The organism is Rohdeia mirabilis, assembly GCA_007750655.1.
Lineage (GTDB): Bacteria > Planctomycetota > UBA1135 > UBA1135.
Genome location: CP036290.1, coordinates 4,090,994 through 4,104,281, shown reverse-complemented (window position 1 = coordinate 4,104,281; position 13,288 = coordinate 4,090,994). Strand labels below are relative to the sequence as shown.

Sequence of the window (13,288 nt, the reverse complement as noted above, 5' to 3'; positions counted from 1 at the left end):
AGATCGGGTGCGCCTCCGCGTCGAGTCCGCCCGTGCCGTGAGTGGAGGATGGAGCGAAAGGCCCGTCCGCCGATCCAGTCTCGGCGTCCGAATCCCCGCGACGCTCCACCGCCCGACCGTCCACGTCCAGCGCGCCACATGCCGAAGTCCACCTCCAACGATCCCCGTCGCGCGTGGGTCCTCGCCGCCGTCGGGATCCTGCTGGTCGCCGTCGCGTGGGTGCTGTGGAGCGAGATCGGCGGCGACGACGAGCCCCTCGGCCGGACCGACGCGGAAGTCTCGCCCGAGGCGCCTGCGGGCCCGCGGACGGACGTCGAGTTGGCGGACGGACCGGCCGCGGTCGAGGGAACCGCAGACGATCGACACGTGGCCGCCGAGGCGCCGATCTCGGAGCGCGCTGTGCTCGAGTCGGAAGCTGCCGTCGAAGCGCGTCCGGTCGTGCCGGTGCTCGACGTGCCCGCGCCGTCCGCGTTCGTCGACACGCCGGTCGAACACGTGCCCGTCGGCGACGCGGTGGTGCTCGATCTCGAGGTGCGGGCTCCGGCGCAGATCGGCTCGCCGCGGTTGCCGGCCTGGCTCGATCTCGAACGCGGTGGAGCCGAGCCGGACGTGCGGCGCGTGCTCGGTGACATCGAGGGCGACCGCTGGAAGTTCGTCGTCGCAGGCCTTCGGACCGGCCGCCACCGCTGGACCGTACGCACGGGCATCCACGCGCCGATCGCGGGCGGTGCGCGACTCGAGGTCGGACGGAACGAGGTGCGCTACGAGCTCGCGGACTTCGATGCGAGCACGGTGGTCGTCGCGGCCGAGTTTCCCTGGGGGGCGGAGGACGATCCCGAAGACGCCAGTGGAGGGAGCAGCGACGAGAGCGTTCACCCGAACGGACTGCCTGTCGCAGAGGCGCAGCCCGCGAACCTTCCGAGCTGGATCGGCAACGATCCCCACGCGCCGACGACCTTCGGGCCGAGCGTGCCCTGGGTCGTGTTCGACGGCGCGACGCCCGACGACACGGTGCTGGTTCCGCTGGACGCGTGGTTCGACGCCTGGACCGGCGTCGTTCCTCAACAGGGTCCGCTCGAGTCGCGCACGCACGTCGTCGGTGCACCGCTCGGCGGCGTGCGGCCGCGACTGCTCGGTGGCCTGCCGCTCACGCACGAGGCGACCGTCGAACAAGAGATCGGTGGCGCGACGGCCCTGGTGCGCGACGTCGAAGATGCGACCGAGTCGGCGACGGTCGAGGTGAAGGTGCGCTGGCCCGAGAAGACCGCCACAGGAGCAGCAGCGAATGCGAGCGCTTCGACGGACGATGCTTCGCCGACCGCCGTGACGGCGTTGCTCTACGGTGCGGTGCCCGAGGACCTGGGCGCGCTCGACGTTTCGAACGGTCCGACCATGTGGCGCGGGATCGAGGTGCCGCTGCCGCTCGTCTCCGAGCTGCTGCCGTCGGGCTGGTTGACGCTCGATCCGCGCACGACGCCGCGCGGTGCTCGCGTCGCCTTCGTGTCGCCCGGGATGCAGCCGATCTTCCACGACCTCGACGCGCTGCTCGAGACGCAGCAGGTCCTGCTCGAGTTCGAGCCCGGTTCCGGCGGCGTGCTCGTCGGCGCCTACCAGAACCACCGCTTCCCCGAGGCGCACTGGGCACCGGCGTTCGGGTTCGACGTGGCCTGGGGGACGGACGCGGGGACGCGCCAACTCGTCGCCGACGGTTCGACCGACGCCATGCCGTTCGATCTGCGCCGCACCGGACCCATGGGATTCGTCGAGTTCGCGGACGCGGACGTGCGCGCCTTCGATGCCGCGTCCCTCGTGCTCGGGCGCCCCGACTCCAACGCCGAGCGCCTTGCCCGCGCCATGCATTCGAACCTGTTGATGGAGCTCCGCGACGCCGCCCCGGGCGTGGTCGAGCTGTTCGTGCAAGACTAGAGGCCGGATCCCCCGACCCCATCGCTCGCATGCGTGAACGCACCCGTCTCACCGCCCTCGCCGTTCTGGCACTCATCGCCCTCTCGAGCCTCATCGGTTAGGGCGTGTTCGAGTGGAGCGGCGACCTCGGCGGACCCGGACACATCTGGGTCGACGCACCAGCGCCGGAGTTGGCGCAGGACGAGGTGCGACGCGAGCTGCCGTCGGTGGAGACCGAGCGCGATCCCGTCGAAGTAGCGGCGCCCGTGAGCACATCGGCGGACGCCTCCCAGGTCGCGGCGCCCGCGCGTCCGTCCCGGCTCGAGATCGAGGTGCGCGTCCCGCAGGAGTTGCTCGCGTGGTACCGGGGGGAGGAGCGGCCGGCTCCGGCGTGGCTACGCGTCGAGCCGGGCCCCACAGGCGGCTGGGGTCGCCTCGTCGGCGAGCGCGGGAGTCGCGGTTGGACGTGGGACGTGGAGCTGATCGACTCCGATGCCGACGTGGCGCACCTCGAGATCGAGCTGCCCGGCGCCGCGCGCGTCGTTCGCGACGTCGCCCTCGCCCCCGGCCGCACGCGGGTCGACATCGACCTCGCGGAGGAGCTGGGAGCGTCGCTGGCGCTCGTTCTGCGTTTCGACGAGACCGTGCTCGAGTGGGTCGAGGAACGTCTCGACCGGGCGGAGTCGGCGGTCGCCGACTCGGAACCGGCCGGATGGGTCGAACTCGTGGCGGCCGGCGGGGCCGGTGAAGATGGTGAGGCCAGCGCCGTGGCCTGGGCCCCGCTCGAGTCCACGCGCTTCGCGAAGCGCGCCGACGACGAGCTCGAGCTCGCGGCCGCGCACTTCGTCCACGTTCCCCCTGGGACCTACGACGTGCGCGTCCGCGGCGCGCTGGGCCCGTTCGTCCGGCTCGCCGACGACTCACAGGTGGTCGTGGGGACCGAGCACGTGGAAGCCACACTCGCGCTGGAGTTGGCCGTGGACCTGGTCGAGCGCGCGGCCGGCGTCGCGTTCGAACTGATCGGACTCGGCGTCCTGCCGCAGACCGTGGACCTCGTCACCTATGGCGGCCTGGGCGGCGATGGGCGGCGCGCTGGCAACCTCTGGCACCGCACGACTCTGCCAGTCGACGGCACCATTGCCCGGTGGCGGCCGGCGGACTTCGAGGAACTGGTCGCCGCACGCGCGATGCTCGTCGTCCCCGACGTGCGCCCCACATTCTTCGACGTGGCCGAGCTCTTCGACCGCGCGTACGGAGACTTCGGCACGGGGACGGTGCCGGTGCACCTCGTGGCGGGGGCCGGCGGCGTGGTGTTCGGATGGGGGCGCGCCGGTTCGGATCGAGCCGGTCCGCTCGCCGGTCTCCGGTTCGAGGTGGAGGGCGGGTCGCAGGTGCTGGGTCCATTCGGGCTGTGCGAGGTCCAGTTCGACCACGCTCGGGAGTTCGACAGGACCACGGTCCGCAGCGAGCCTCTGCTGGACGCCGAAGGGCACGACCACTTCCACCCCGACGTCGAATTGGCGCCCGGCATCGTGGTGCATCCAACTGGATGCGCCTTGAGTCGGTGCACGTGGGGTCGGGCCGCTCGCGATCGACGCATTCGGGCGGGCTGGACGACCGCACGCCGGGCGGACTCGTCGCGGTCCGGGGCGAGTGCGTCGCGGGTTCGCAGGATCAGGCCCGGCGCCCGACCCAGAACAGCTCCTCGTCCACGAGCGCGAGGCGGCGGAACTCGTCCGCGGGCAACTCGTGGCTGAAGCGGTAGGACGGACCGTCGAGCCCGGCCGCCAGGAGCCGTTCGCGCAGGTCGGTGCCGTACTCGCGCCAGTGGTCGTTGAGATCCGCGCGCGCCTCGCCGAACTCCTGCGTCGCTTCGCGCTCGAACGTCATCGGCGCGCACAGGAGCAGGCGCCCGGTCGGCGTCAGCACGCGCGCGATCTCGGCCAGGGCGCGCGCGTCGTCGGGGACGTGCTCGAGCACGTGGAACGACACGACGAGTTCGACCGAGCCGTCCGCGAGCGGCAGGTCCTGGGCGTCGGCGACGATGTCGACGCCCGCGCGGCCGCCGTCGATGTCCACGCCCTCGAGCGCACCGACGCGCGACTCGAGCAGGTTCCGCAGACCGGCTTCGGGCGCGAACAGAAGGCGCCGGCCGCCGCGCGTCGCCACGGCGTCGAGCTCGTCGCCGAGGCGCTCGGCCAGGAGCCACGCACAGCCGCGATGGCGCGCGTAGGCCTTGCAGCGCGGGCAGAAGGCGTTCTTGTCGAGGTAGCCCGGCGCCACGTGGGACGCGAACCGCGAGCCGGCCCAACCGCACAGGTTGCAGACCACGCGCGCGCTCTCGGGGTCGCCGCCGCCGCCCTCGGTGAGGCGCAGCCAGCCGTTGCCGAGGACCTCCTCGCGCAGGAAGCGCCAACCCGCGCCGGCGCCGCCGACCTTCACCATGCGCGCGCCGCGCGACAGCTCGCGCAGAGCCTTGGTGGGGGAGGGCCAGCGGGGAACCACGGGGCGAGTCTCGCCCGCCGCCCGTCCGCCGTCCAGCCCGGCCCGGGGCTTCCGCCTCGGTAGCGGCCGTTCGAACGCGAGTCGCGCGCGGCGACCGTGGGCGTCGGCCGACGTCGGCGCCCGGGGTCGGGCGGTTGTCGCGACCGGCGGTCGCGCTCGCTCCGCGCCGCGAACGCGTCCGGGTCGCTGCGCGAAGAGCGCCGGCCCGACCCGCGCTCGCGAGCCCCGACCCGCCGGTTCAGACCGCGAACAGGCGCCGCACGGGTTCGCGGATGCCGCGGGTCAGTGCGCGGCTCGTCGCCGCCGCCAGGTCGTCCACCAGCGTGTACGCGAGCGGCACGACCCAGAGGGTGAAGAACGTGCTCGCGATCAGACCGCCCGCGACGATCGTGGCGAGCGTGCGGTAGTCGATCGCGTTCTTCGGCGGCTCCTCGATCATCATCGGCACGAGGCCGAAGACCGTCGTCGCCGCCGTCATCAGGATCGGTCGCACGCGCTGGGCCGAGCCCTCGATCACCGCGCGCGTGCGGTCGCCGATCTCCTCACGTCGACGGTGGATGCAGTCGATCAGCACGATGCCGTTGTTGACGACGACACCGGCCAGGATGATCAGCCCGACCCAGCCCATGATGTCCATCGGCTTGCCGACCAGGAACACCATCCACATCGCTCCGAGGAACGAGAAGGGGATCGTCACCAGCACGCTGAACGGGCGCGCGACGGACTCGAACAGGATCCCCATCAAGAGGAACACGAGCACGACCGACAGTGCGAGCGCACGTTGCATCTCGCCGGCCTCGTCCTCGGCGCGCGAGGCGGTCGAGCCGTCCGATCCGAGCCCGTAGCCGCGCGGCAGGTCGAGACTCGACAGCGCCGCGTACCCGCGCTCGGTCAACTCGGTGAGGCGCGTCGGGTCGTCGACCTCGGCCGTGATCTCGAACGTCGTGCGCCCGTCGTCGCGGTAGATGCGCCGCGACGTGCGCTCGAACGACACGTCGGAGATCGACGCCAGCGCCACTTCGCCTTCGTCGCTGAAGACGGTCAGGTCGCGCAGGGTCGAGAGGCCGGCGACCTCTTCGCTGTCGAACTCCATGATGAAGGGCACTTCGCGACCTTCCTCGTAGTAGCGCGGCAGCGACGAGCCGCGCAGCGCCCACCCGATGCTCATCAGGGCCGACTGCGAGCTGACGCCGCGCGCCAGCGCCTGGTCGCGATCGATGTTCACCTCGATCGCGCGCTCGGTGGACAGGGACTCGCTCTTCACCACGCCGAGCCCGTCGACCTTGCCGAGGATCTCGAGCGCCTGGCGGCCGTACTCCTCGAGCTGTTCGCTGTCCGGCCCGCGCAGCACGAAGAACGCGATGTCGCGCGACAACTCGTTGGCGGCCTCGCTGTCGGCGAAGCTCACGCTGTGTCCGGCCGGCTGGGGCACTTCTTCGCGCAGGGTCTTCTGGATCGCGTCGAGCTGCGACGGCTTGAGCGGCGCGTCCCAGTAGATCGACACCGAGCCACCGTTCGAACCGAAGCGCGACGACACGTGGTCGAAGCCCAGCTCCTCCTTCTTGGTCTCGAGGAAGTTCTCGTGCAGCGCGATCTCGCGCGACGCCTCGCCGAGCGTGTAGTCGGCGGTGAAGTCGACCCAGTAGCGCACCGAATCGGTCTGGTTGTCCTGGGTGAACGCCGCGATCTTCATCGAGCTGAGCGGGAGGCCGACCGACGTGAGGCATAGGAGCGCGACCAACGACGCGGCGATGCGGTGGCTCAGGGCCCAGGAGACCAGCGATTGGTTCGCGTTGGTGACGAACTCCATGACCGAACTGCCGGCCGGCGTGAAGCGCTCGGGGCGCCGGAGACGTCCGGGGCGCCACAACGCGACGAGTTCGGGCAGGAAGACGATGCCCAGGGCGCCGACCAGCGCGAGGGTCGTGCCTTTCGACCCAGCACTCTGCGGACCGAACGGCGCCAGCGTCGCGACGCGACTGGCCATCTCGGCGTCGTAGGCGTAGCCGATCACGACGAGCCAACCGGCGACTCCCAGGCGCACGAGGCGCGCCGGCCACACCAGCACTCCGCTCGGGGCGACGACGCGCGCGAGTCTACGCGCCGTGGCGTGCAGTCCGCGCGCGAGAAGGTGCAGGACGAAGCGCAGGGCCGCGACCAGCCCGCCCACGACGCGCGTCGTCGCGTTCCCGAGCGCGCCGAACACCGCCGTGATCGGTGCCGTCCAGGCGGGGCGGTCGCCGAGGATCCGTCCCGCCAAGGTCGGCAGGAACACGACCGCGACCAGGAGGCTGAACAAGAGCGAGATCGACAACGGCAGGCCGAGGCCGCGCAGGAACACGCGCGCCATCGGGTTCTCCGTCATGAAGATCAGCGGCAGGAACACCACGACGGTCGTCATGGTCGCCAGTGTCACGGCCAGCGCGATCTCCTTGGCTCCGACGCGGGCGGCTTCGAGCGGCGGCAGGCCGAGTTGCCTGTGGCGCGAGATGTTCTCGACCACCACGACCGCGTTGTCGACGAGCATGCCCATCGCCAACGTGATGCCGACCATCGTCAGCATGTTGAACGAGCCGCCGGTGAAGTACTCCCACGCGATCGCGAGCAGCGCCGAGACGGGGATGCACAGCGCCACGGCCAGCGTCAGTCGCAGACGGCGCAGGAAGACGAGCAGGACCACGACCGCCAACGCGCCGCCCCAGACCGCCGTGTTGCGCAGTTGCGCCATCGAGTTCTCGACGAGTTGCCCCTGCACGAAGAAGGGCATGAACGAGAACTGGCCCTCGAGCTGTGGGTCGGCCTTCAACTCCTCCATCGCGGCCAACAGACCGCGGCTGGCGTCGACGACGTTGGCGCCGGCCTCCTTGCTGGCGATGGCGAAGTAGCTGAACTTGTGGTCGATGCGGCTCAGGCGGTCGCGCACGCTCTTCGCGCGGATGACGCGTCCCACGTCGGCGATCGTCAGACCGCGCCCGATGGGGTAGTTCTCGATGTCCTCGAGCGACGTGAAGCGCATGTCCGAGCGCAGGATGAACTCGCGCTCGCCCTCGGAGACCGTGCCCAGTGGCGTCGCGAAGTTGTCGCTCGACAGGCGGCGGATCAGGGCGCCCACGTCCGTCCCGGTCGCAGCGACGCGGTCCTCGTCCAGGAGGATGCGGATCGAGTCGTCGAGCGCGCCGAAGACCTCGACGCGGCTGATGCCGTCGACACCTTCGAGGCGCGGCATGATCACCTGGTCGAGCAGGAACGTCGTGCGGTCCGACTCCTGCTCGTAGAGGATCCCGAAGAACGAGATCGGCATCTGGTCGGCGTCCTCGGACCACGTGCCGATGTCGCCGATCGAGTCCGGCAGCGTCGGGCGCGCGCGCTCGAGCCGGTCGCGGATCTCGGCCTTCATCAGGTCCGGATCCAGCTGGGGGTCGAACGAGATGCGCAGCTGCACCTGGCCCTCGCGCGACCAGGACCGCACGCGCGTCAGCCCGGCCAGCGTGCGCAGCTCCTCCTCGATCGGGCGCGCGACCTGTTCCTCGTTCTCGCGCGCGTTCGAACCGGGGTGGCTGACCCAGACGTTGAGCTGCGGCTCGGCGAAGCCCGACGGCAACAGCTGCAGCGGGATGCGCACGTAGGCGAGGATCCCGACGACGATCAGCGTCAGGAAGATGACGCCCAGTCCGATCGGGCGCGCGACCGTCAGTCGGAACAGGTCGAAACCGCGTTCCACGTCCTGGGCGGGAGTCTTCATGCGGTGGCTCCGTTCGAGCTTCCGCCCGGGCGCTCGCGGCGCTCGAGGGAGAACAGCGTATAGACGCAGGGGATGACGAAGAGCGTCAGGACGGTCGACGACAGGAGGCCCGACACGACGGCGATCGCCATCGGTCGACGCAGCTCGGCGCCCTCGCCGGACACCAGTCGATCGACGAGCGGGAAGCCGTCCAGCCAACCGGTCAACGGCAAGAGGCCCAGCACCGTCGTGGCCGTCGTCATCAGGATCGGACGCAGACGCACGCGGCTGGCCTCGATCACCGCTTCGCGCACGTGTCCCGGACCGAGGCGGGTGCGGTTCTGGTTGATGCGGTCCACCAGCACGATCGCGTTGTTCACGACGATCCCGGCCAGCAGGATCAGACCGATGAAGACCACGACGGACAGCGGCGTCTCCACGTAGTCGAGCGTGTAGATCACGCCCACGGCGGCCAGCGGCACCGTCAGCAGCACGATCAGCGGCTGGGTCAGCGACTCGAACTGGGTCGCCATCACGACGTAGACGAGGAAGATCGCGAGCAGCAGCGCGAACAGCATCGAGCGCGTGGCTTCGTCCATCTCGCGCTTCTGCCCGCCGAGCTCGACCACCACGTCACTGGGGACCTCCATCGAGGCCAGCACGCCTTCGACCGCGTCGGCCGTGCCGCCCAGGTCGAAACCCGCGCGGCTGGCGGTCACGAGGATCGCTCGGCTGTTGCCGATGCGGCGGATCTCGGCCGGGCCCTCGACGGTCTCGACGTCGGCCACCGCGCGCAGCGGCACGCCGATCGCAGCTTCCGGATTGACCACGAGGTCGAGCACGTCGGCCAGTCGCGCGAGGCGCTCCTCGTCGGCCATGACACGCAGGTCGATGCGCTCGTCGCCGCGCGTGAAGCGCGTCGCGATCTCGCCCAGCACGGAGTCGCGCACGAGCTTGGAGACCGTCGCCAGATCGAGCCCGTACTCGAGCGCCTTGTCGCGGTCGAACGTCACGCGCACCTCGGGGAAGCCGGGACGCATGCTGGTCTGCACGTCGCGCAGGTCGTCGCGGGCCTCGAGGCGTTCGAGCACGTCCTGTGACACATCGCGCAGACTCTCGAGTCGGTGCCCGCGCACCTCGACGGCGACCGGCGACGCCAGCGCGACCAGCGTCGGCCGCCGGATGTCGACCGTGCGCACGGCAGGGTTGCGCGAGATCAGCTCGCGGACGCGTGCGACGAGCGCCTGTTCGGCCTCCTCGTCGTGGTCGTCCGGGTCCATCCGCACCGACAGGCGCGCCGTGTGCGGCCCCTCGATGTCCTGACTGAGCGTCTCCTCCTCGACGCCGACGGTCAGCGCGGTCGCCGCGACGCCGTCGAGCAGGCGCACCTGTTCGCCGATCGCCCGCATGACCACGTCGGTCTCCTCGAGCGGGTTGCCGACGTCGAGCTGAACGAAGGCGGTGAATTCGCCCTGGTGGATCTCGGGCAACAGCTCGACGCCCAGGTGGGGGATGCGGCGCCAGGCGTCCCAGCCGAGCACGGCCGCGAGCAGGATGATGACCACGTTGACGCGCAGGGCGAGGCCGAGCGCGCGCGGGTAGCTGTTCTCGAGCGCGTTCCACGCCAGCTCGAAGACCTTGGCGAACGGCCAGGTGACGACGCGTCCGAGGACGTAGGCAAGCCCCACGATGCGGCCGACGACCCAGGCCACGAGGCCGAGCAGCACGAGCACCAGACGCCCGAGGACGACGAGGCACGACGCCAGCGCCGCGAAGCCGCGGAAGGACAGGCCTTCGGTCAGACCGCGCGGCGGGGCCGGTTCGGCGGGATCCGCGGCGCGCGCCTCGTCGCCGGCCAACCAGCGCCGCGACGCGAGCATCGGGATGAAGAGCACGGCGACGATCAACGAGACGGTCAGCGCGCTGACGACGGTCAGGGCCTGGTCGCCGAAGATCTGGCCCGCGATGCCGGTGACGAACACGATCGGCGCGAACACGCACACGGTCGTCAGGGTCGAGGCGACCACGGCGCCGGTGACCTCGCGCACACCGCGCACGGCCGCCGTGCGGTACTCGTCGCCCTCTTCGCGACAGCGCGTGATCGACTCGAGCACGACGATCGCGTTGTCGACGAGCATGCCGACGCCCAGCGCGAGACCGCCGAGCGACATGATGTTCAGACTCACGCCGCCCAGGTACATGGGGGCGAAGGCGACGACGATCGAGATCGGGATGGCGACGGCGATGATCCCGGTCGCGGACAGGCGCCGCAGAAAGACCCAGATCACCGCGATCGCGAGCACCGCGCCGATCAGGGCCGAATCGCGCACGTCGGCGACGGCCTGACGGATGAATACCGACTGGTCCGACAGCAGCGTCGCGTCCAGCTCCTTGCGCTGGTTGAAGGCCAGGTAGTCCGTCTTGTTGCGCTCCATGAGCGTCTTCGGCTCGCGGCCCTCCTCCAGCATCTTCGCGGCCGACGCCTGCTGCTCCGGCGTGCCGAACACGGCCAGTCGGACGGCCTCGGCCACCGCGACGAGGTCGGCGCCGGCTTCGCGGAAGATCGCGAGCTCGACCGACTCGCGCCCGTCGATGCGGCTCGTCACCTCGCGCTTCTTGTAGGTCGACGTGATCTTTGCCACGTCGGCCAGGCGGATCGTCGCGCCGCCGCGTCGCACGAGCGCGAGGTTCGAGATCTCGCCGAGGTTCTCGAACTCGTTGACCGTCCGCACGATGTAGTCGGTCGAGCCCTCGCGCAGCGAACCGCCCGCGGCGTTGATGTTCTCCTGGGCCAGGCGCGCCGAGACCTGGGCGAGCGACAGCTGACGCGACGCCAGTTCGCCCGGATCGACCTCGACGTGGAGCTCCTCCTCGAGGCCGCCGCGCACCTGGACCGCCGCGACGCCGCCGATCGACTCGAGCTCGCGCTTGATGCGGTTCTCGGCGATCCAGCGCAGAGCGATCAACTCCTCGTTCGCGTCACCCAGGTCGCGGTTGCTGGTCAGTCCGATCCGCAGCACCGGGTCGAGGTTCGGGTCGTAGCGCAGGATGATCGGCCGCTCGACACCGTCCGGCAGGCGCACCTGGTCGATCTTCTCGCGCACGTCCTGCACCGCGAAGCTCATCTGGGTGCCCCAGTCGAACTCGAGCAGGATGTCGCTCACGCCGGCGCGCGACGTGGACGACGAACGCACCAGGCCCTTCAGCGTGCCGAGCGACTCGGAGATGCGGACCGAGATGCGCTGTTCGACGTCCTCGGGCGCCGCGCCGTCCCAGGACGTGCGCACGGTCAGCGTCGGGTAGCTGATCTCGGGCAGGAGGTTCTGCCGCAGCTTGAAGAAGCTCACCACGCCGAACACGGCCATGCTGAGCATGAGCATCGTGATCGCCACGGGGCGCTTCACGACGAAGCTGTTCTCGGCCGCTTCGTCGCGGCGCAGGGCGGAGGCGTCCGCCGGCGGGTTGGAGTCGCTCAACGCTCTTCGACCTCGAGCGGATCGCCGTCGGTCAGGTCGCGCGCGCCGATGAGGACCACGCGCGTGGTGTCGGTCAGCGCCGGTTCGTCGAGCGCTTCGATCTGCACGTGCGTGGCGTCGCTGAAGCCTTCGCGCACCAGTCGTCGGCGCGCGACGAAGCGTTCGCCGTCGGGCTCCACCGCGAAGACGAAGGCCTGGTCGCCCTCGCGCACCACGGCGCGCTTCTTCACCGCCAGCACGTTCTCGCGCCGGTCCGTGACGATGCGCAGCCGCAGCAGCATTCCGGGCAGGAGTCGCTCGGGGCCGTCGTCCACGGGCACGCGATCCATCGCGGCGGTGAGTCGGAACGAGCCCGACTCGGCGTCGATGTTGGGCGCGATGCGGATGACGCGACCGCTGAACTCGACGCCGGGCAGAGCTTCGCTGCGCGCGGTCAACGTCAGCGTGCCTTCGGGGCGCGCGGCGAACATGCCGAGTTCGCGTTGGGGGCGGTAGAAGACGACGCGCAGGTCGAGCGGGTCGGCCACGACGAAGGCCTCTTCGCCCGCCGACAGGTTCTGGCCGAGGCGCACGGTGCGGCTGGCGACCACGCCGTCGAATGGCGCGCTGATCGCCATGCGTTCGAGGGCGAGCGACGCCTCGTCGCGCGTCACCTCGGCGCGCGAGACCGCGGTCGTTCCGCTGTCGCGGTCGAGGATCGCGCGCTCGAGCGCGAGCTTGCGCTGGGCCAGGTCCTGGGCCGCCTGGTCGCGCGCGAGCCGGCTCTGCTCGAGCACCTTGGCGGACACGGCCGCGACGCTGCCCTCGCCCGTCTTGAACAGCTCTTCGTCGCGCGCCAGGTCCCGTTCGGTCTGGGCCAGCTGACTCTTCGCGGTCTCGATCGACGTCTGGGCCTCCTTGATCGCGATCTCGTTCGACGCCAGTGCCTGCTTGGCCTCGGCGACCGAGATCTCCGCGTTGCGCAGGGTCATGCGCTCGCTGCGATCGTCGAGCAGCGCGAGGATCTGGCCCGCCTGGACCGTGTCGCCCTCCTCGGCCAGCACCTCGATCACCTGCCCCGACTGGCGCGCGACCACGGTCACCTGGCGATCGGCCTCGAGCACCGCGGTGGTCTCGAGCTCTTCGTTCAGGTCGCGCCGCACGACCTGTTCGACCACGACCTTGGTGCGTTCCACCGCGCGCACGCCCTGTTCGCCGCCGCCGCCGCCGCCGTCGCTCGGGCCGCCGCCGCCGGGTCCGCCGCCGGAGCAGGAGCCGAGCAGGCCGGCCGCGAGGCAGCTGCTGACGAGAGCGGACGAGAGGAGGAGCGCGCGCGCGGCCGCCCAGGGGGACGGAGCGGCCGCCCGCGTGGAGCGGGGTCGGGACATGGAGAGATCGGGGAGCGTGAGTCGGGGCTCGCTGGGGGCGAGGTCGTTCGCGGCGGTCCGGCGTCGCGGGCTCGCGGGGCGTGCGAGCGTCGACGAGCCAGGTGCGATGCGGGCGAGTGGCGGGCGTCCGGCGGTGGGGTGGTTTCGCCCGCGGCCCCGCGGAAGGTCCGTCGGGCGCGGGCCGGAGCGCCGGTCCTGGTCGCGCGAGCCGCTGCGGCTCCGCGAGGGATTCGCCGAGAGTAGCCGCGCGGATGACGCGCGGCCCCTCCTACGCGCCGGGAGTGTGAGGCTTGCCGATCCGGCACTCGGGATCT

At 71.1% G+C, this 13,288-nt stretch carries 6 protein-coding genes; 2 read left to right on the top strand and 4 right to left on the bottom strand.

The window, feature by feature from the left end; genetic code table 11:
* Positions 1 to 138: 138 nt before the first annotated feature.
* Entirely contained in the window at positions 139 to 1,926 is a 1,788-nt protein-coding gene (locus Pla163_RS15225) for a hypothetical protein (RefSeq protein WP_145190355.1), read from the top strand.
* 104 nt (positions 1,927 to 2,030) lie between these two features.
* Positions 2,031 to 3,662 carry a hypothetical protein gene (locus Pla163_RS15220; RefSeq protein WP_145190352.1) on the top strand — a complete coding sequence of 544 codons (1,632 nt, stop codon included), beginning with the start codon at positions 2,031 to 2,033 and terminating at the stop codon, positions 3,660 to 3,662.
* Here Pla163_RS15220 and Pla163_RS15215 read toward each other — a convergent pair.
* The 4 genes from Pla163_RS15215 to Pla163_RS15200 all read right to left on the bottom strand — a co-directional run bounded on the left by Pla163_RS15215 (position 3,580) and on the right by Pla163_RS15200 (position 12,974).
* Complete coding sequence (locus Pla163_RS15215) at positions 3,580 to 4,410, bottom strand: class I SAM-dependent methyltransferase (RefSeq protein WP_145190349.1); 831 nt, start codon at positions 4,408 to 4,410, stop codon at positions 3,580 to 3,582. The two genes, Pla163_RS15220 and Pla163_RS15215, sit on opposite strands and share 83 nt — an antisense overlap.
* A gap of 238 nt (positions 4,411 to 4,648) precedes the next feature.
* A complete protein-coding gene (locus Pla163_RS15210; RefSeq protein ID WP_145190346.1) occupies positions 4,649 to 8,152 on the bottom strand; it encodes an efflux RND transporter permease subunit in 3,504 nt (1,167 codons plus the stop codon).
* A complete protein-coding gene (locus tag Pla163_RS15205; protein WP_145190343.1) occupies positions 8,149 to 11,607 on the bottom strand; it encodes an efflux RND transporter permease subunit in 3,459 nt (1,152 codons plus the stop codon). The genes Pla163_RS15210 and Pla163_RS15205 overlap by 4 nt, the downstream gene beginning before the upstream one ends.
* A complete protein-coding gene (locus Pla163_RS15200) occupies positions 11,604 to 12,974 on the bottom strand; it encodes an efflux RND transporter periplasmic adaptor subunit (RefSeq protein ID WP_145190341.1) in 1,371 nt (456 codons plus the stop codon). The genes Pla163_RS15205 and Pla163_RS15200 overlap by 4 nt, the downstream gene beginning before the upstream one ends.
* Between the last annotated feature and the right edge of the window lie 314 nt (positions 12,975 to 13,288).